The following is a 20,574-nucleotide window of genomic DNA, read 5'->3' as shown; positions in this document are numbered from 1 at the left end:
GATTAACACTTTCACGGTAATTATATCATAAATTTACCAACCAAAAACCTTCAAACGAATATTTTTTAAAATATTTTTGAATTTAATTAAATTTTTTATAATAACCAATTCATTTTTTTTATAATGTCGTTTTACTCACATATATTTATATCTCTGTAATGATATAATAAAATAATATTTATTTTTAATTTATTGTGATGAGTTTAGACATAATAAAAGGGATGGATTAAAATTTGAAATAAATTATAAAATAGAGGAAATTAAAAATGGATAATAAAAATTTAGAACTAAAGGCTGGTTTTAACTTAGAAAACAGTTATTCCAGTCTCCCAAATATATTTTTTAGCGTACAAAAACCTAATGGTTCAAAAAATCCTAAGTTAGTTAAATTCAACTCTTCACTAGCTAAGGAACTTGGCTTAAATGAAAAAATATTAAATAGCGACTTTGGACTTAGCATATTTTCAGGCAATAAAACCTTTCATGGAATAGAGTCTATTGCACAAGCTTATGCTGGTCACCAATTTGGTCATTTTACTATGCTTGGTGATGGTAGAGCATTGCTTTTAGGTGAACATATAACTCCTGATGGTAAAAAATTTGATATTCAACTTAAAGGATCTGGAAGAACAAAATATTCTAGAGGCGGAGATGGTAAAGCTGCTCTATCACCTATGCTTAGGGAATATGTTATAAGCGAAGCAATGCATAGTCTTGGTATACCAACAACTAGAAGCTTAGCTGTAACAATAACTGGTGAAGACATTATCAGAGAAAAGTTTGAGACCGGTGCTATTTTAACAAGAATATCTTCTAGTCATATAAGAGTTGGGACTTTTGCCTTCGCTGCTAGATGGGGAAGTTTTGAGGATTTGAAAGCCTTAGCTGACTACACTATAGACCGCCACTTTCCTTATGTAAAAGAGGATAATAATAAGTATTTATCATTACTTAAAGAAGTTATAAAACTTCAAGCAGATCTTATATGTAAATGGCAGAGTGTTGGATTTATTCATGGAGTAATGAACACAGACAATATGGCTATATGTGGAGAAACAATAGATTATGGCCCATGCGCATTTATGGATACTTATAATACAAATACAGTGTTTAGCTCTATAGATATTAATGGAAGATATGCTTATGGTAATCAGCCAAACATAGCAATGTGGAACCTTGCTAGATTTTCAGAAACTCTAATTCCTCTTTTAGATACTGATTCAGATAAAGCTATACGAATGGCTGAAGAATCACTAAATGAGTTTGCTGATTTATATAAATCAAAGTGGTTCTCAAAGATGAGAGCAAAACTTGGTTTATCTTTAGAAGAAGATGTCGATGAATTTTTAATTGAAGGACTTTTAAGCACTATGCAAAAATATGGTGCTGATTTTACAAACACTTTTGCAAATTTAACACTTAATGAAATCGAGGAAGAAAAAATATTTAGTACAGAAGAGTTTAAACAATGGTATTCACTTTGGAAAGAGAGACTTGAAAGAGAGAATAAAACTTTTGAAGAAATACAATCTCTTATGATGAAGAATAACCCTCGTATAATCCCAAGAAATCACAGAGTCGAGGAAGCTTTAAATGCTGCTAAAGCAGGTGATTATACAGTAATAGATAATCTTTTGGATGCTTTAAAAACTCCATATGATTATTCAAGAGATTTACGTTGTTATACTGAACTTCCAAAGAAAACAAACATACCATATAGAACCTACTGTGGAACTTAACATTCAAATAAAGCGAGTACTTTTAAGTGCTCGCTTTATTTGTCTTTAATATATATTTGTAACCTCTAAATCATAGTTTCCTATGCCTTCAATAAGTTCGTTATACATACCTAAAATTTCATCTCCATAAGTCTCACTTGGTGCCCAATTCGCTCCTAAATCAACTACTGAATCTGCCTTTCCATAAATAGCTGGAAAGTGTCTTGGGTCTTCTGTTTCTGCTTTTGGATATCCTTCTGCTCCAGCATATAAAGCAAGATGATCTAAATGTGCTTTAACTCCATCATGCCAACTTTCAAATTTCATATGTGCATTAGGATTGTAATCGCCCCCACCTTGGCTCGTTTTTAACCCACAAGGATTATTATAAGAAGCATCTAAAACTCCACCGAAGTTTCCATAAGCAGTTTCCTTAGCAGCTTGTACATAAGCTAAAGCTGGATTAACCCCACCATGCTCTTCTGAATATTCCCAATATAAATCAGCCAGTTGGACAAATTCTTCACTAGCCCCTTTACCAATAGCCCATTTTTTCGCATCATCCTGTGACACATAAACTTTAGAAATTATAGGTACATCTTCTTGAGATTCAAACTTAATACTAACACTTTGAGCTTCCGTTACATTTATAAAATCTATATTTATGAGAGTTAGCATTATAAGTATTGTGACAACCAAAATTTCTATATTAAAGTATTCTTCACTCACTAGAAGTCCTCCAATGCAATTACATAATATTCTCTTTAAAATAATATGCCTCTAATTAAGTATTTATGTAAAAAAATGATTATAACAAAACTAATAATAAAACTTATTTTTGCTATAATCACTTCCATCTAATCCTTATGAAATTTTTCCCACAAAATAAGAATTATTGTACCAATCAAATAACATACAATATCCTTAATATCAAAAGACGTTCCTATTAGTATTCTAAAAAACTTGCTATTATGTAAATTTAATATTTTAACAATATTTATATACTGTAAAAATTCAACTAAAACTCCAAATAGAAATAAATATATAGGCAAAAATCTTATTCTTTTTCCTACCAAACCTCGTATCAAAGTGTATAAAACTATTATTACTAAAATATCTCCTACATATGGTCTAATGAAATTATCTTTAACAAACAAAGCTATGAATATTTCTACCAAAAGTAAAATAAAAAAAGCTCCTAAATACTTTTTATCTATTTTCATAAAAACACTTCTTTCACTTAATTTATATATGTAAACTAAAAGTCAGTAAGTAAAGCTTTACTTACTGACTAAAAAATATTATGAAATCTTTAATGATCTTACTTTACACTCTTTTTGTAAGTAGTTTTCTTTAATATAGTCAAACACTTCTTTATAATCAGCCTCACCATATTTTTTAACTAACATTACATTTAAGCTTGTACCAAACCATACCCTACAGAAAGAAGGGTCTATCATTAATTTTGCTCCCTCTTTACCACTTATTTTAACATTTTCATCTTCTAATAACTTATTAAAGTGGTTTATAAGTCCCATCATTATTCTATCACCCATTTTAGGATCTTCATCTGCTATAGTAACAAAATAATATGACCAAGCATATAAAAGATTTTCCTCCATAGCTATTCCTGCAACTTTTTCCCCTATAGTTTCATTTAAACATCTATGCATATAGTAAGATAATTTCTTTGAGTTCTCCTCAAATTTCTTTTCATAGAAATTTATATCATATCCTACCATCATGTCTAATTTGCTCATAATGCACCCCCACCAATATTTGTATTTTCAGTATAACATAAAAAGGGTAAGTAAATCATTACTTACCCACGTCTATCTTTGAAAAATTTTGTTAATATTTTACTACATTCTTCATCATTATCCCAATTAACATCTAAAAAATGATTAAAATTAGGATTTTGAAGAAGGTTTATAGTTGAACCTGCTGCACCTGTAGTCTCATCAAAAGTTCCTATATGAATTTTTGAAATTCTACTCTGAAGTATTGCTCCAGCACACATAGGGCATGGCTCTAAAGTTACGTACATTTCACAGCCACTAAGTCTCCAGTTATTTAGTTTTTTACAAGCTTCTTTTATAGCTAGAATTTCAGCATGCGCTGTCGGATCATTTAAGGTTTCTTTCAAATTATGTGCTTTTGCAATAATTTCTCCACCCCTAACAATTACGGCTCCAACTGGAACCTCACCTTTTTCTCTAGCTTTTTCGGCCTCTTCTAAAGCTAAACTAAGCACTTTTTAACTCTCCTCTTGTTCTATCTTATACGTATAAACTCTAACTTTTTTTACTCTATTTCTGTCGATTTCTTCAACAACCACTTTAAACCTATTAGTCTTAACTTCTTCTCCAACCTTAGGCATTCTTCCTAGATATCCAATAACATATCCACCTATTGAATCAAATTCTTCTGACTCTATATCAAATCCTATCATGTCACTTAAGTCTGAAAGTCTTGTACTACCATCAACAACAAATTCATTTTCTTTTATAATCTCAATTTCCTTATCTCTTTCATCGTATTCGTCCTCAATATCTCCTACGATTTCTTCGATTAAATCTTCAATAGTAACTATTCCAACAGTTCCACCATACTCGTCTAAGACTACTGATATATGATTTCTAGTTGTTTTCATTTCAGCAAATAACTCAGTTATCTTTTTAAACTCAAAAGTTCTAAATGGCTCTCTCATATATTTAGTTACATCAAAATTATCTTCATCTCTCTCTAAAAGGATTAAATCTTTAACATTTAAAATACCAACAATATCATCAATTGACTCATTATAAACTGGTATTCTAGAAAATTGCTCTTCTTTGATAACTTTCAATACTTCCTCATAAGTTGATGTAACATTCACTGCTACAACATTTACCCTCTGAACCATTATATCTTTAACCTGAAGATCTCCAAATTCAAAAACGTTGAATATCATTTCTTTCTCTTCAACTTCTAAGACACCTTCTTCTTCACTCACATCTACCATTGTTTTTAATTCTTCTTCTGTTATAAATGGCTCTGTCTTACTCAAATCACCACCAAGAAGTTTTATAATTAATCCTGATATATTTGAAAATAACCATACAAAAGGCTTAAATACAATAACAACCAAGTTTATTATTGGTGCTACTAATAAAGAAATTTTCTCAGCATTTTGTTTAGCTAATGATTTTGGTGTTATTTCACCAAAAATTAAAACAAGTATAGTCATTACACCAGTTGCTAAAGCTACTCCACTATCTCCAAAAAGTCTGTAAGCTAGTGTTGATGCTAAGGATGATGCTCCTATATTTACTATATTGTTTCCAATCAAAATTCCTCCTAATAATTTATTAGGATCTTCTAATAATTTTTCTAATAATTTCGCTCCTTTTACTCCTTCATCAACCATATGTCTTATTCTTATCTTACTTAAAGACATTAATGCAGTTTCTGATGCTGAGAAGAACCCTGATAATATTAGCAGGATTATAAGAAGCACAATCTGAAACGTAAATGGGTCCAAAAAAACCACGCTCCTAAAATATCTATTTTTCTTACTACGTTTATATAATATTATAGTATATAAAAATTTAATATTAAATAATAATCTTTTAAATTTTTTATATACAATTGCTCATTTTTACATTAACTATTATCTTGAAATACAAAAAATTTATTTATAAATTAAATATAAAATAAAAAAGACTTAATCCAAATGATTAAGTCAATTCCACTAAATAAGTGGTATCCCCAGTAGGAATGTTTCCATACATTTTTATAAATCTATATACAATTATAAAACATCTATAAACCTACTTAAATACTATATTTGCAAGTGATTAAATATTCTTATAAAATCACTTGTATTTTCTTTTATATTTACAAACTGTCCCCTTTGTGTCCCTTTATTTTATTTTTATTAATTTTCTATGAAATTATTATCTTTTTTATTTTTTTTGAATATATTATAGTATAATGTCAATACTAAAGTTATATTAACGTTAATAACACTGAAAATATACTTGACAAAGTCACTTAATGTTGACTTTTTAATTGCAATGTGATAAATTTAAGGTAATAAAAGTAATATTACTCATCTACCTAGTTAGTAGAAGGAGCCCACCGGATTCCTCAGGGAAGACCGGTATTTTTTATTTTATAATGGATATTTTTTAGCCTGTTTGTCCAAATCAGCTCCTTCATGTGGTTTAAATATTGGATATGCACTTCTAAAATCTAAATAATTTAATTTTGTTTTATCTTGTTTATCATATAATTCATTAAATACTATTAAAAAATCTATAAATTCTGATCTATATCTAATATATCTGCACCAATACCATTTCCCTGACTTATCCTTTTTATCATATCTCCACATAGTTATTCTAGGATCACCTTCATTAGCATATTTTATTATTTGAGGTATCCATTGTACTCTTGCTAATCTATATTGACACTCTACTCTTTTCAATTTAGAAAAAGTAAAATTAGCATTTTCTATTTTACATTTTGGAATACATTTCTTTGAATAAGGTAAATTTGAACAAGGTAGTATACTTTTATAATATCCTTTGTCCTCCATACTTATGCAATGTAAAAATCTTTCTTCCATTCCACTTTCTTTTTCATTTTTTATAAATATCGGTATTCCTTTCACTTTAGGTCTTATTTTTGGATCAATAAAAGTTTTAAATAATATATCATATTCTCTTCTTATATCCATCATTAAATCTTTACTTGTAAAAACCTTTGGAGTACTTAACCCATAGTAATTTTGTTCATGTTCCACAGCCTAAACACCTCTTTCCTTGTGGTTAGGTGTCCATATAAAAGTATTAAATTTTCTTTCACTTATTAACGTTGTTTTAGTTAATGAATATCCACTTAATTCTTTTATTAATTCTATAATTTCTAATTTTGATTTTGAAACTAATTTTTCTCCAACTTCAATTCTATTTATATAAGCAACAGCTCCAGTTAATAAATCAGCAAGTTGCATTAATTCACTATCTCTTGAATCTATTATTTGAATTCTCTCAATCATATTTAAGTTAAATTCTGTATTAGAATCAGTTACCAACTTATTTTTAAGCCACGCTACCTTTCTCCCTCCCCTTGTATCTTTTTTATCTATATAAATTGAATTATTCTCTGAAGGATTTATTAAATTTTTTAATAAAAGATAATACGCCATATAATAAAGATCATTATGATCGTAATAATCGTAATAAAATTCTGTCTTTCTTTTAAATACAAGTACTCTAAACATCAACTTATTATTATCAAAAAAGTATCTTATTATCTCTTTATAAAATGCTAATTTATTATCTGATACCTTTGTCCATTTAAATTCTCCATGTTTACTTAATCCGTGCTTTACTTTTATTCTTCTAATATCATCTAATATCTCCCTCTTAAATTTTTCATTACATATTATTCCTCCTAAAGCCATCGACTTTTGATTATCTTTATTTAAATCTGTAACCTCTAAATGACAACTTTCATCACAATATATATTAATCAACCAAAATTCACCTCTTCTAAAAATCTTATTGTATATTATACTAAAATTAAATTATGTTTGCATCTAATTATAGACCTAAATAATTCTTATATTTATAATATATACCAAAACATTATAATACATTAAATATGTTAAATAAAATTTTATTTAACATTTCCTTTCTACAATAATCAGAACTATAACCAACTATGTTACCTGTCTCTTTCCAAGTATGCTTTTCACCTTCTAAATACCTAAGCTCAATTATTTTTCTTTCAATATCACTCAATTCATTTAAAGCATTATCTATACTATTTATACAGTCCTCTAGCCTCTTCCTTATAGTTCTCTTATATTCAATCTCATTATTCTTTTCAATAATATAGTTCTCTGTATCTCTAAGCTCTCTTAAGCCTTCTATGCACTCTTTAATTGTATTAATTTCAAAATCAATACACTCAATTTGAGCTTTCATAGTTTTATAATTGCTTAATAGCTTTTTAACCTTTTCTTTTTGTTCCTTAGTCATAAATCCTCCTAAATAAAAAAGCACCTACTTTATGTGTAAATGCCTTAAATCTTATATTCTATATTATTCTTTTCATAGTAATCAATTAATAGCTGCTCTACCTCTTCCATAGCATAAACCTTCCCATTCTTATCTCTAAACACATGACCTAAGTTAATATAAAACTTAAATACAGTATATAAATCAACCTTAATAATTACTGGTTTCTTAATCTTCCTTATGCTCTTATCAGTTTTCTTACATTGGATTAAACCTAAATCTTTTTCTATATCTACCATAAGCTTATAATGGTCTAGTTTACTCTTATAAAACTTATGTAAATTCCTCTCTTTTATGAAGAGGTCTTTTTTAGTTAATCCCATTTGTTCTAATCTCTTAAATACTTCTTTTCTAAACTCTTCACTCATTGCCTATGCTCCTATATTAAAAAGGTATAAGCATAAACTATATACTCATACCATAATCTATATTTCTTAATACTCTCATAAAGGTTATATCTTCTGAATACCTTCTTTGATATTGGATTCTAAACCATTGACTACCTCTTAACTTTCTTATAGCTCTTGCCTTTGTATTTTTTATATCACTTGAAGAGGCTTCAAATATATCAGCTATTTGTTCTATGCTTAACTCATCAGTATCCCAACCATAATATAGTTTTAATATTTCTCTCTCATTAAGAGTATTATGTTTGTCCATAACAGCCTCTAATTCAAGCCTTAATTCACTTAGGTATAATTCCTCTTCTCTATCATTTATCTCATTACTATGGCTCTCTATACTATTTATTAATTCATCTGTATTCTCTTCACTTACTGGTGTATTAAGACTTATTTCCTCATTAGTGTTATGTGTAGTAATAAATCTATGTATTTTTTGATATATCCAGTAAAAAGCATAAGTAATAAACTTAGTTTTCTTTATATATTCAATATCATATTTACTACACGCTAATATAAATCCTATTCTCCCCTCCTGGATCAAATCATCAAACTCAATAGAACTGGTTTTATCTGAATAGAATTTACTGGCTATCTTGTATATTAACTTATCATTATTTTCTAAAAGCTCATCTAAAGCCTTTTTATCTCCTTGCTGATATAATACAACAAGTTCCTCATTAGTCATTAATCTCACCTCTTTTATCTTAATGTATCCACTCATTTTCATGTTAACAAATGTCAACATTTTCTCTATCAATTTCAATCATTTCATTGGAGCGTTTTATACATTCGTCGTTTTGTAAAAATAAATTTATCCTAGCATTTCCTAGCATACTATGTAACTTTTAATGTTAGCATTTGTTAGCATTTTATCTTAGTATTTCTTAGTATCAATCCTAACAATTCCTAACAAGCATTTACTAGCATTAAGCAACATTTAGCAACACTTAAACTAACCTTGCACACCACGTTTTACCACAGTCTTAATGTTGCATCTATACTAGGTTTTACTAGGTCTACGTTGCATTATAGCGTTGCAAATAGTTGCCTTTAGACAAGGTATTACAAGGCTCAAACGTTCACTTAAACGTTCCTTTTCGTTACCATTGGAACGCTCCTTTTTACGGAACATTTTAATGGAGTACTCTGTCCAATTTCAATGTAGTACTCCATTAAAATTTATTGTTGTACTACATTCAAAGTGTGCATACTTTTTTAAATTTTGTGTGCATACTTTTTAATAAAATATTGAACTCAAAAATTTTTTTTGATATATTTATAAGCTAACTTAAGCCATCTATTCTCTCTTTCATTCTGCCAATATATAAGTGACCTAATTAATTTATTGTATGTAGTCCGCCTCATGCCTTTAGGTTTTATGTTTGGTAATGCTCCAGTATAGTATTTAATATCATGCTCTAGCTTTAACTTATCCAGTATCTTATTTATCTTTAAATCACAATATTCCATACCTCTTCTGTATGTATTAGTTGTTCTGTATCTCAATGATCCACACTCTCTACACTTCCAATTACCTTTTACTAAGTAAATATGTTTTCTAGGACTTAAACAATATGGACATAAGAATAAATGCTTTTCTCCAAAGTTATTTTTATATCTCTCTATTCTTATAAAGGTATTATCAATACATATACCATTATCTTTTACGGTCAAAACACTCCCTTTTAAGACACTTGATTTAAACCTAAACTTATTACCCTTAAGACTTAAAACCTCGTCTATATCTAGCCTAAGGCACTCATCTACATACACAACTTAACCACTCCTTATATATAAGAAAACTACTAAATAGTAAGGCTTTTTAAGTAGCTTATAATTAAATCTATATTGAAGAGGTATTATATTGATTGTTCCTCTTCTCTCTTACTTTTACGCTCCCAGTAACTAGAGTTATACATCTTTACTCTATCTTTGTTCTTTTTACGCCATGCTCTCATATGTGCGTTTCTTTCTTCTCTTGCCTTATCATTCACTCTCAATGCTCCTTTCTATTTTTAAGCAACAAAAAAGCCACGAGAACAACACCAGTATTTATATACTGATTAATTGTTTCCCGTGGCTATATAACACGCCTTCCACCTTTTAGGTAGGGTACTTAAAATATTCTTTTTCTTAATCTTATTATATCATTCTTATTTACTTTTTAAAAGAAGAGGTTATCTTAAGATACTAATTAAATCGTAGAAGAAGTACTTTTTATTTCTTGCTCTATCATCAGCATATATAACACCAGCTTCAACTAATTTATTTAAGTAGTTATTTAATGTGGATGGAGCAATGTCTAATCTTTCTCTCATTGATTTAGTTGTAAATATAGGATGTTCAAACATATAATCCACTATATCAACAATTTTATTATTACTTACTAAAGTTTTTGCTATTGTTAAAGTAACATCATATAGCTTATCTATAGCGTTTATTTTTTCTATTCCTTTATCACATTCTATTTCACAAGCCTTTAAGAAGAACTTAATCCATTCAGTATAATTTTTTCTAGCTAATTCAAGTTTCTCTGAATCAATATCCTCTTGATCCTCATCCAAAGGAGAATTTAATCCTTTAACTAAAACTCTAGTATTATTTAATAGCTGATAATATTTAAACTTATCGCGCTCTAAGCTTTCACTTACAAAGAACATAGGTCTGCTAGTTTTTTTCTCATTATATAAATATAAAGGTATTAATATCCTTCCTATTCTTCCGTTTCCATCTAAGAATGGATGAATAGTTTCAAACTGTGAATGAATAACAGCTATTTTAATTAATACATTCCAATTATCTTCTTCATTTATGAACTTCTCTAAATTGGATAAATATTTATCAAGTAACTGTGGCTCCGGAGGTACATAAGTCGCAGTTTCTAAAGTACATCCATTTCTACCTACAAAGTTTTGAATACTTCTAAACTCTCCTGGTGCCTTTGAAGCTCCTCTTACTCCATTACTCATTAATATTCCATGAAGTTTTTTTATTAACCTTGTACTTATTGGTAATCTATTTAATTCATATGCTCCAGCCTCTAAAGCATGTAAATAATTTAGAATTTCTCTAGTATCATTATTAGCCTTATTCTCATCTATTTTACTCTCAAACATATCATCCATAGTAGCTTGTGTACCTTCTATTTTTGAAGATTCTAAAGCCTCTTTAGTAGAAAGTAGTCCAACTAATAAATCTGAATCTACTTTTGAGTTATTTATTTTTTCCGAATATGAAGCTAACTTACTATTTGCTTGTATAGCTGGTTCAAATAGCTCCTCTTTATCTATTAATCTTTTATCTAAAGGTAATTCAAAAGGTATATATGGTTTCATTTCTCTCACCTCATTTTATTATACAAAAATACATTTTTTAAGTTTAATATATTATATTATATCACTTTAGAACAAAAATAATACTTTTTTTGAAATAAAATTACAATAAATTTGAAATAAAATTACAACAAAAAAGATACCTAGTAAAACTAGATATCCTCTTCCTAATACTTGATAATGTATATTCTTATTGCAATTTAAATATAAAATAGCTGATACTAGAATACGTTCATTACCAGTAGACAAAAATTACAGTAACGTAACTAGATTTTAAACTAAAACTTATTTATATTCAATACTTTATTAAAATAATAAGGCTCAACTTAATGTTGAACCCCTTAAATTATTAATCTATATCAATATATATTCTCTTATAAAGTCCTTTTTTATAAGGCTTACTAATCTTCTTTATCTTAACACCAGTTGATAAAACTTTAATGATCTGCTCTCTTTCCTCAACTGTTTGGTAGCTTATAATTATCTTACTCATTTGATACCCTCTTCATCTTTAATGCTCTTATTTTAGCCTTAGCCTCTTCCTCTAGCTTTACAACTTCCATAACTCCACTAGCTTTCACAATTTGATTTTGAGTGTCTAGTAAAGCCATAACCACACAATCTAATGTATCTCTTAATTCAATATTGCTTAAATCTCTTGTAATATTATCTATTGCATTTCTCATTATTTTAAATTCCTCCAATATTTCTTATGTTTACCTCTTGATTTATTGGAGCTAACATGATACCTTGAAGTTGCGAATTTCTAGGGTATCATGTTAACCCTTTGACTAATGTATGTATCTTTACATTAGTCTTTTTTTATATCATCTATGTTTCTTATAGTGTTTTTACCCAGTTATTCGCCCCGTAGAAGAGGTTTGTCTATTATTTAATGGAATATAGGTTGAATTTTCATAAGTGCTTATACGAGCCGTTATCCTCCTTGAAATATGCAAATTAAAATCTATTTATTATTACCTTTTCCACTCATTAAAACACCAACTAAGATTTTTGTTTTCTTATCTGATTTTTTATAGAGTATAGCAATTAATTTAACCCTTTCTTTTAACTCCATATATTGCACTCCTATATTAAATTATTTTCCAAACTTTTCAGTTAACTTTTGAGTTGGTAAGTTGTAATCAAAATAGATAGCTCCAGTTCTTCCACTCCTATTTTTAGCAAAGTTAACTTCTAGCACATCATCTTTTATATTTGTTCCCTCTTCTCTAGCCTTGTAATAGCCCTCTCTATAAAGTAGACCAATAACATCAGCGTCCTGTTCAATAGAACCCGTGTCCCTTAAATCACTTAGAAGAGGTCTTTTATCTGACCTTTGCTCTGTTCCTCTTGATAATTGACATAAACCAACCATGGCAACATTCAAATCCTTTGCTATTGCTTTAAGCTCATTAGACACAATATTCATCTGTTCATATCTGCTCCCTTTAGTTGTTGGAGTTATTTTTCCTATATGATCTATTATGATTACATCTAGTCCATGTTTTAACTGAACTTCTTTAGCAACTAATCTTATTTCATTTATTGTTATTGATGAAGGTTCATAGATAAATATATTTTTCTTCTTAGCTGCAATGTAATTAAATGTATCAGTTAGCTTATTCCATTCACTATCATTAAGCTTACCTCTTGATAGTATTGTATTTTCTATACCACTATTCATGGCTAATAATCTTTGTCCCATTCCCTCTGTACTCATATCTAATTGTATGTAAAGTACATTAGCTTTTATATTATTTAATATTGCAAGTGAAAAGGCTGTTTTCCCCATGCTTGGTCTAGCTCCAAAGACTATAAAATCTTTTTTATTAAGTCCATTTGTAATCTTATCTACACTTTGTATTCCAGTCTTAAAACCACGAATACCAGTTTTATTATTATAAGCAAATTCTATTTCACTTAGAGTGCTATACATAATATCACCAATCCCCATGACCTTATTTTTTCTATTTACCTGGTTAACTTCTAAAAGTTTATTTTGTAAGAAGTCCACTTTACTATTAACATTACCCTCGCTACTAATAACCCTCTGACAAGCCATTACAAGCTCTCTCTCACGACTTTTCTCTTTAACTATATTTACATGGCTTGATAGTGTTCCATAGTCTACATGACTTGTTTTCTCTGCTATATCTGTAAGTGTTATTGCTCTACTCTTAATCTCATTACTTAACTTTTCTGATAATACAACTACATCAAAAGATATATTCTTTCTATATAGCTCACTTATAGCTCTATATATTATTTGATTCTTAGTGTTGTAAAAGTCCTTTTCCTCTATTTCTCCAATAACTTTAAGCATATATTTGTTATTAGCTGTAACTGTTCCTAAGATAGCCTCTTCTGATTCTAAAGAATATAATAATTGTTTATTCTCCATGCCTATTGCTCCTTTCCTATTAATGTCCGATTAACTCCTCTAGTTTATCCAACTCTTTATTAGTGTTTCTAATATTCACAATTTCTTGAAGTAATGCGTCTGCAATCAAAAAGAAATCAAAACAATTTGTTTCTAAATAAGCTTTAAAATAGCATTGCATTATAGGTACTAAGTTTGATTCTCCATTTTCTAAATCATTTCCAATATTGCTTATTAAACATTCAGCACTTTCTGAATAAGTTTTTCTCATAATGAAATTTCCCCCTTCTATAAGTCATCTAAATTTGTACCTCTTCTTTTTGGTTCTTCTTTTGGTTTTGCTTTATCCTTATTATTTTTAATACACCAATTATTAATAGCTCTATAATGGTCTTTGTATTTAGCTCCTTTTCCATTAACTATATAGTTATCCAAACTTAATATCTGTTGATGTACTAAATCCTTATTGAACTTATCTATTAAACTATCATATTGTTCTTTAGTAATTTTTACTTTATCTATAACATCATCTATAAAAGTTAAGTCCATATATGTTTTTTCTTTATTAGATTTTTTAATATTTTTATCTAATTGTTTTTTTAATTCTCTAAGCAAATCTAAAGTACCTAAGTTTTTATCTTTAAGTTTCTCTTTTTCTTTAGTAACTAAATCTTTATCATATTTATTATTAATTTCATTTTCTAAGTCATCTATTTCTTTATTAATTCTTTCAAAATAAGATATATTATCTTCATCATTTGAACTATATATATTTAATTGTTCTTTCATTGTTCTTTCATTGTTAGTACCCTCATTTTGTGGGTAATCATTACCTACATTTTGTGGGATATTATCACCCTCATTTTGTAGGTTACCTACATTTTGTGGGTTACCTTCATTTTGTAGGTAATCTTTTAATATTAATGCTATGTTTAATTTATAATAATTTCTTCTTTTAATTGTCTGCTTAGAAATTATATTTTTTTCTCTTAAACTTTTTAATGCTTTAATAACTTCTCTATCACTTTTATAAAACCATTCATCTTGTATAGTTTTAATTGACGGATTACATATTCCATTTTTCCAATTATTATGATTAACTAAAGATATTAAAACCATCTTTTCAACTCTGTCTAAATCTATTGAAATGTTATTAAAAACAATTCTATTACTCAACATCAAAGCATTAACATTACCATTTAACACCTCCTTATCCACCAATCTAAGCACCTCCTCTTCATCTTAAGCAAATATACCTCTAAATGTATTTAAGTCTTTCCAATTAGGCTCCTTGCCAGTTTCTCTGCATAACTCTAAATACCTCTTAAATAATTTAAAGCTCATATTAAATCACTTCCTTACTCCATTAGTTAGCATTAACTCAATATTTGTTATGTTGCCTTGAATAGCTCCTAAAACAAATTCATAATGCTTTACTTTACTTTCTAGCTCCTTAATATAAATCTCTTTCTTAAGCTCCTCTTCATTGGTTGTAATACCTAAATATTTATCTACCTCTTTACTGTCTACACTCCACTCTTTGCCTACCTTTTTAGCTTTAATAATTCCTTTTCTACATAGCTCTCTAGTATATGGGACTGTAGCTCCTATTCTTTTAGATACCTCTTCAATCTTTAGTATGTTACTCACTTCTCTCCCTCCTATTCTTCAAGCTCTTTTAAAACTCGAATAAGTGTTTCTAAATGTTCCTCCATAGTTTCCTCCCTATGTAATACTTGTAATTTATCTGTGCAAAATAATAAGACTGAACATTAATGAAATTAACTTGTCCTATTTAATTGATTTGAATTTTAGATGTGACAATTAGTAACACCTTAATTATTCTTCATCTGAAAAGAATAGCTCTTGTACTGTTGTGTCTAATGCTGCTGCTATCTTTTTTATAATTCCAAACCTGATTCCATCAGTATCACCTTTTTCAAGTTTAACTATTGTATTTCTTGAAACTCCTGCTTCTTTTGATAAATCTTCTTGTGTCCAACCTTTTGCAATTCTTTTAAGTTTTATTTTCATACAACTCCCCCCTTTGCATACGTTTGTTTGCAAAATTACTACACCACCATTATATGCACACATTTGTAGTAAGTCAATACTTTCTCAAAACTTTTTTGTTTACAAATGTGTGCTAATATTTTATTATTATCTACATAAGGAGTGATTTTATGAAAATAGGAGATAGGATTAAGTACTTTAGAAAGAAAAAAAAGTTAACTCAAGATGAACTGTCAAACAAATGTGGAATATCTAGAAATGCTCTTTCAAATTATGAATTGAACAAAAGAACTCCACCAATAAATGTAATAATGAAAATGGCTAATGTTTTAGGTATTCCATCAACTCAATTATTAACAGAAAAAATAGACTTAGTATCTCAAGAAATTATCGAAAATGCTCTTAATAAAGGATATACTCTTGAAACTCTTTCTAAAAATGCAGATATACCTTTACAACAATTAAACGCCATGTTTGAAGCCAAACCTGATTACACCATACTAGATTTTGTAAAATTATATACTTTTTTTGATATTGACAAAAATAAAATTGATGAACTTATTGATGATGCCTATAATTTTTCTGAAAAGCAGCCTACAACCTCTTCACAGAATGATTTAATGGAACCAATAAATAAATTAATTGATTTCTTAAAATCAGATAATTATCCAGTTGATAAATTAAATAATCAAACATTAAGTTATATTTATGAAAAAATCACAGATTTATTAGAATTTGAATTTTATAAATTAGAAAAAAATAATTTTAATATAACAGATAAAAAAAGAAAATAATATTACTCCTCTTCCTAAAAAAGAAATATGGGAAGAAGAAGGAAAAGAATATCTTATGCCTATAGCTTCACATGATAAAGACGGAAACTTTACAGAAGAGGAATATAAACATGATGACGACTTAATGAATGATGAGGATTTATGGAAATAACAAAGGAGTAAATATGAGTTACGAAGAATTATTAAGAGAAGCTGATAAGCTCGGAATAATTGTTAAAGAACTTGATTTAAAAACTAGAAAAGGGCGTTGTTGTGGTAAGAGAATTGCAATAGATAAAAAACTATCTACTAAAGAAAAAGCTTGTGTCTTAGCTGAGGAGCTAGGACACTTCCATAAAACTCTTGGAGATATAAGTAATCAAAAAGAGATAAATAACCGTAAACAAGAAATTATCGCAAGGCGTTGGGGATATGAAAGATCAGTTGGAATAATAGGTCTAATAAATGCCTTTAATAATAACTGTAAAAATGCTTATGAAATAGCTGACTTCTTAGGAGTTACAAAAGAATATTTAGATGAATCTATAGAATATTTTAAATGCAAATATGGTGCAAGATATGAAATTGACGGATATATAGTATATTTTCTGCCTAGGTTTGGAGTATGTAGAATGTTCTAATTTTTAACCACATTAAAGAACATACATTCGTTTTTATCTAAATTATTTAAGCTAACCCTTAGTAAAGTTTGAGTTAGAAAAGTGAATCGTTAGTAACGATTGAATTTTAACTAATTCCGAAATTCGGAAGTGGTTGAAGGTTTCACGATGAAACTTTGGAAGTCCTTATTTAGGACATCTGAAAACAAAACAAAAGCCCCTTTATTCAAGGAGCTCTGTTTTGTTTGATACATTCGGTAATACAATGTTATATATGCATATTAAAGTGTATTGTGATTTAAATTTAATAATATTATACCAACTATACTAAAAAAGTTAATAGTAATAGGTAAAATTTTCTTTATCAGTTTAATGTTTAGCATAGATTTTATTACCATTGCTAAAAACAAGGAGTTAAGTCGAGGTTCTTTAAAATAACTTCGGAATTTAGTTTCCGAAGGATTTAAAGGTTCTTTATAAGAACCCTAATATATTTCTAAGTGGCTCGGAGGAACTTAGAGATTTCTAAATCCTTTAGAATTATTTATGACTTTAAGGGGTGCTTAAAAGTCAGCATACCCATTTGTGGGTTCGTTCTAAGTATGAAGGTCGGCGGAAAATTCAGCTCACCTCTTCCCACTATTAATGGGAATGATATTTTAACTAAGCTCATTTTGTAGCTTAGTATTTTGCCACCAACTTTTATGACTCGGCAATTCTTCGGTGTCCTCACTTTTGAATATACCCATTTATAGACTGATATTTTAAGCTCCTTATACCTTCCCTAACTAACAGGGTAAATTTTTCCCTCGTTGATTTTCGACAACTTGTTGGAGAAAGTTTTCGCACACTTTTGTGAGAAAGTATTTTTGCGTTTTCTCAACTTGTTGCGAATGTAATTTATTAAATAATAGCGATTTACGATTATTTATCTTGATAGTGCTAAATTTGCACTTTCCCCCTCTTGTGGAGGAAACATACATTAATTTAAAGTGTCCTCAAATTTTAGGATGCCTATTTTAAACTTAAAAGCTATATTTTAAGGGTTGCTGACAAGCTTAGTACGAAATCCGTACCTACCTCTGATTTATTAAAAGTTATATTTTAAGAGTTGCTGACTTTTCAGCATACCTCTTCACCAGTAACTTTTAAATTAATAAGGTTAAGAACATTAATCCTATCCATGGAGCATTAAGCACTTTATCATATAGGAACGCTGAACGCAATTTTGCGTTTAGTAAAACTTCCTCATAGCATTAAACACTTTATATTATAGAAATTATTAGAAGGCTTATGAGGTAAGCCGAAAACTCGGCTGACCTATTTATATAATAAGCTTAATAAAACCCCTCGTGTTTCACGACCCCTTACTTAGTAAGTAATAAAATTAATTTTCTATCCTCCATAAGTGAGGGAAAGGTTCCTATACCTTTAACTATAGGTCTGCATAATTCTATGCACCTTTATTTAAATTCTTAATGAAGAGGTCAATAATATTCCTGGGAGGAATATTTTATTATATTTAAATCTCTTTTTAGGGGTGCCGAAAGTGCCGAATACTTATACAAATATAAACAGCTTACCCACTGAAAGTAGAGAACCTATTGTCATTAATATTAACTTTTAAACGCCTTTTTAGGGAGTCAGAAAAGTCAGCTTACTAAATCTCGGTCAATTAAATCAACTGACTTTTTATAGCTGCCGCAAATAATAATTGCATTAGCTTACCCGATATTATCGGTGATCCTAAAGAAAGTAATTTTATCTCTCTTTTTAGGGACTGTAAAAACTCCGAATACTAAATGTTGGTCATTCAATGACTAACTCTTAATATTAATATATTGAACTTTTTGAACGCCTTAAAAAGACATAATAATTTATATACTTCAATACCAGTGTGCAAAATTACATTCTGTTATCCTTAGCAAGGATAACGAATCTTAACTTGATAGTTTATAGGGTCTATCCAAAAGTGGCGACACCCATTAGCTTGGCGTTGTATAGTAGCTAACCTTATATTATTTTAATGATTGCTATGGTTGCTAAGCATAGCGGATTATACACTTAAATATTAAAGGCTATGTACTAAATGACTATACCCTTTAATGTTTAAGTAAACTAACTCTAATATTAGTATTTCGGAAACTTAATTCCGAATTTTATAAATTCATATGAGCTATCTTTCGCAACAAGCGGCGAAAACATTATTTAGGTACCCACAAAACTTTGGAAGCCTGTTATTTAGCTAATTTTAACGAATGTATGTTCGTTTTTAGAATTACTTTTTGTCTAATTAATCATGTGTAAATACTTAAATTATAAGGAGGATTTATCTTATGAAAGAAATAACTAACTATAATACTTTAATCTTTGAAGATATAAAACATATAAATGAATATGGACAAGAATTTTGGTATGGAAGAGATTTATTAGAGGTTCTTCAATATTCTAAATGGGAAAATTTCAAGAAAGTAATAGAAAAAGCTAAAGAAGCATGCAACAATAGCGATTTCTTTATTTCTGACCATTTTGCCGACGTCAGGAAAATGGTCCTATTAGGATCTGGAGCAAAAAGAGAAATTGAAGATATAAAATTATCAAGATATGCTTGTTATCTTATAGTTCAAAATGCAGACGCTAGAAAAAAAGTAGTTGCTTTAGGACAAACCTATTTTGCAGTACAAACTAGAAAACAAGAAATAGAAGAAAACTTTGAAGATCTTTCAGAATGTAAGAAAAGACTAGCCATAAGAAATGAATTAAAAGAACATAATAAGAATTTAGTAGATACTGCTAGGATATCCGGTGTAGAAACTAACCTTGATTATGCTATATTTCAAAACAATGGATATATGGGCTTATATGGAGGGTTAAATGCTAGAGATATTCATACAAAAAAAGGATTAAAGAAAAGCCAAAAAATACTTGATCATATGGGAAGTACAGAACTTGCTGCGAACTTATTCCGTGCAACTCAAACTGAAGAGAAACTAAGAAGAGAAAAAATTAGAGGAAAAGAAAAAGCAAATCAAGCTCATTATGAAGTTGGTAAAAAGGTTAGACAAACAATAAGAGATTTAGGTGGTACTATGCCTGAAGACCTTCCAACACCTAAAAAGAGTATAAAACAACTAGAAAAAGAAGAGGCTAAAAAATTAAAAGCTAAAAATAAATAATATAAGTTTAGATAGCTGAATTAACTTTTACCATTATTCAGCTATCTATTCTGCCATAAGTGGTAGAAGATAAATTATTAATAT

Annotated in this window: 24 protein-coding genes; 4 read left to right on the top strand and 20 right to left on the bottom strand. The window is 28.7% G+C overall.

What is annotated here, in order from left to right; genetic code table 11:
* Positions 1-266: 266 nt before the first annotated feature.
* A complete protein-coding gene (locus ACQZHJ_RS00450; protein ID WP_430483606.1) occupies positions 267-1,739 on the top strand; it encodes a protein adenylyltransferase SelO in 1,473 nt (490 codons plus the stop codon).
* 45 nt (positions 1,740-1,784) lie between these two features.
* On the opposite strand, the gene ACQZHJ_RS00445 is transcribed toward ACQZHJ_RS00450, so the two are convergent.
* From ACQZHJ_RS00445 to ACQZHJ_RS00350, 20 genes are all read right to left on the bottom strand, one after another.
* A complete protein-coding gene (locus ACQZHJ_RS00445) occupies positions 1,785-2,447 on the bottom strand; it encodes a glucosaminidase domain-containing protein (protein ID WP_430483605.1) in 663 nt (220 codons plus the stop codon).
* 128 nt (positions 2,448-2,575) lie between these two features.
* Positions 2,576-2,941 (bottom strand): DUF2809 domain-containing protein, encoded by a 366-nt coding sequence (locus ACQZHJ_RS00440; RefSeq protein WP_430483604.1) that lies wholly within the window; start codon positions 2,939-2,941, stop codon positions 2,576-2,578.
* Positions 2,942-3,019: 78 nt separating this feature from the next.
* Positions 3,020-3,478, bottom strand: coding sequence for a hypothetical protein (locus tag ACQZHJ_RS00435; protein WP_430483603.1), 459 nt, complete (start codon positions 3,476-3,478; stop codon positions 3,020-3,022).
* Between the two features lie 62 nt (positions 3,479-3,540).
* Positions 3,541-3,972: a tRNA adenosine(34) deaminase TadA gene (gene tadA, locus ACQZHJ_RS00430; protein WP_430483602.1), complete on the bottom strand. Its 432-nt coding sequence runs from the start codon at positions 3,970-3,972 to the stop codon at positions 3,541-3,543.
* 3 nt (positions 3,973-3,975) lie between these two features.
* Positions 3,976-5,241: an HlyC/CorC family transporter gene (locus ACQZHJ_RS00425; RefSeq protein WP_430483601.1), complete on the bottom strand. Its 1,266-nt coding sequence runs from the start codon at positions 5,239-5,241 to the stop codon at positions 3,976-3,978.
* Between the two features lie 633 nt (positions 5,242-5,874).
* Positions 5,875-6,507, bottom strand: a complete 633-nt coding sequence (locus tag ACQZHJ_RS00420) for a hypothetical protein (RefSeq protein ID WP_430483600.1) — start codon at positions 6,505-6,507, stop codon at positions 5,875-5,877.
* Between the two features lie 3 nt (positions 6,508-6,510).
* The gene (locus ACQZHJ_RS00415; RefSeq protein ID WP_430483599.1) at positions 6,511-7,242 is read right to left on the bottom strand and encodes a DUF3800 domain-containing protein; all 732 of its coding nucleotides are present in this window, start codon (positions 7,240-7,242) and stop codon (positions 6,511-6,513) included.
* Between the two features lie 112 nt (positions 7,243-7,354).
* Positions 7,355-7,750 carry a sigma factor-like helix-turn-helix DNA-binding protein gene (locus ACQZHJ_RS00410; RefSeq protein WP_430483598.1) on the bottom strand — a complete coding sequence of 132 codons (396 nt, stop codon included), beginning with the start codon at positions 7,748-7,750 and terminating at the stop codon, positions 7,355-7,357.
* Between the two features lie 44 nt (positions 7,751-7,794).
* Positions 7,795-8,157, bottom strand: coding sequence for a hypothetical protein (locus tag ACQZHJ_RS00405; RefSeq protein ID WP_430483597.1), 363 nt, complete (start codon positions 8,155-8,157; stop codon positions 7,795-7,797).
* A gap of 37 nt (positions 8,158-8,194) precedes the next feature.
* Positions 8,195-8,878, bottom strand: coding sequence for a sigma-70 family RNA polymerase sigma factor (locus tag ACQZHJ_RS00400; RefSeq protein ID WP_430486842.1), 684 nt, complete (start codon positions 8,876-8,878; stop codon positions 8,195-8,197).
* 569 nt (positions 8,879-9,447) lie between these two features.
* Positions 9,448-9,966 carry a hypothetical protein gene (locus ACQZHJ_RS00395; protein ID WP_430483596.1) on the bottom strand — a complete coding sequence of 173 codons (519 nt, stop codon included), beginning with the start codon at positions 9,964-9,966 and terminating at the stop codon, positions 9,448-9,450.
* Positions 9,967-10,052: 86 nt separating this feature from the next.
* A complete protein-coding gene (locus ACQZHJ_RS00390; protein WP_430483595.1) occupies positions 10,053-10,187 on the bottom strand; it encodes a hypothetical protein in 135 nt (44 codons plus the stop codon).
* A 183-nt stretch (positions 10,188-10,370) separates the two neighbouring features.
* The gene (locus ACQZHJ_RS00385; RefSeq protein WP_430483594.1) at positions 10,371-11,528 is read right to left on the bottom strand and encodes a Fic family protein; all 1,158 of its coding nucleotides are present in this window, start codon (positions 11,526-11,528) and stop codon (positions 10,371-10,373) included.
* A 346-nt stretch (positions 11,529-11,874) separates the two neighbouring features.
* Positions 11,875-12,018, bottom strand: a complete 144-nt coding sequence (locus ACQZHJ_RS00380; protein ID WP_430483593.1) for a hypothetical protein — start codon at positions 12,016-12,018, stop codon at positions 11,875-11,877.
* A complete protein-coding gene (locus ACQZHJ_RS00375) occupies positions 12,011-12,211 on the bottom strand; it encodes a hypothetical protein (protein WP_430483592.1) in 201 nt (66 codons plus the stop codon). Before ACQZHJ_RS00375 ends, ACQZHJ_RS00380 begins: the two co-directional genes overlap by 8 nt.
* Positions 12,212-12,624: 413 nt before the next feature.
* The gene (locus ACQZHJ_RS00370; RefSeq protein ID WP_430483591.1) at positions 12,625-13,929 is read right to left on the bottom strand and encodes a DnaB-like helicase C-terminal domain-containing protein; all 1,305 of its coding nucleotides are present in this window, start codon (positions 13,927-13,929) and stop codon (positions 12,625-12,627) included.
* A 19-nt stretch (positions 13,930-13,948) separates the two neighbouring features.
* A complete protein-coding gene (locus tag ACQZHJ_RS00365; protein ID WP_430483590.1) occupies positions 13,949-14,179 on the bottom strand; it encodes a hypothetical protein in 231 nt (76 codons plus the stop codon).
* A gap of 17 nt (positions 14,180-14,196) precedes the next feature.
* Positions 14,197-15,126, bottom strand: a complete 930-nt coding sequence (locus tag ACQZHJ_RS00360; protein ID WP_430486841.1) for a helix-turn-helix domain-containing protein — start codon at positions 15,124-15,126, stop codon at positions 14,197-14,199.
* A 132-nt stretch (positions 15,127-15,258) separates the two neighbouring features.
* Positions 15,259-15,558 (bottom strand): helix-turn-helix domain-containing protein, encoded by a 300-nt coding sequence (locus tag ACQZHJ_RS00355; protein WP_060796862.1) that lies wholly within the window; start codon positions 15,556-15,558, stop codon positions 15,259-15,261.
* 189 nt (positions 15,559-15,747) lie between these two features.
* Positions 15,748-15,942, bottom strand: a complete 195-nt coding sequence (locus ACQZHJ_RS00350; RefSeq protein WP_430483589.1) for a helix-turn-helix transcriptional regulator — start codon at positions 15,940-15,942, stop codon at positions 15,748-15,750.
* Between the two features lie 149 nt (positions 15,943-16,091).
* Here ACQZHJ_RS00350 and ACQZHJ_RS00345 point away from each other — a divergent pair, with 149 nt between their 5' ends.
* The 3 genes from ACQZHJ_RS00345 (at position 16,092) to dinD (ending at position 20,490) form a co-directional block, all read left to right on the top strand.
* Positions 16,092-16,715, top strand: a complete 624-nt coding sequence (locus tag ACQZHJ_RS00345; RefSeq protein WP_430483588.1) for a helix-turn-helix domain-containing protein — start codon at positions 16,092-16,094, stop codon at positions 16,713-16,715.
* 164 nt (positions 16,716-16,879) lie between these two features.
* Positions 16,880-17,335, top strand: a complete 456-nt coding sequence (locus ACQZHJ_RS00340; protein ID WP_430483587.1) for an ImmA/IrrE family metallo-endopeptidase — start codon at positions 16,880-16,882, stop codon at positions 17,333-17,335.
* A 2,315-nt stretch (positions 17,336-19,650) separates the two neighbouring features.
* Positions 19,651-20,490: a DNA damage-inducible protein D gene (gene dinD / locus ACQZHJ_RS00335; RefSeq protein WP_110035215.1), complete on the top strand. Its 840-nt coding sequence runs from the start codon at positions 19,651-19,653 to the stop codon at positions 20,488-20,490.
* Positions 20,491-20,574: the final 84 nt, after the last annotated feature.

The organism is Clostridium sp. B9 (assembly GCF_050509515.1).
Classification (GTDB): Bacteria; Bacillota; Clostridia; order Clostridiales; family Clostridiaceae; genus Sarcina.
The sequence above is the reverse complement of the archived record's forward strand: the minus strand, read 5'-3'. Positions and strand labels throughout refer to the sequence as shown.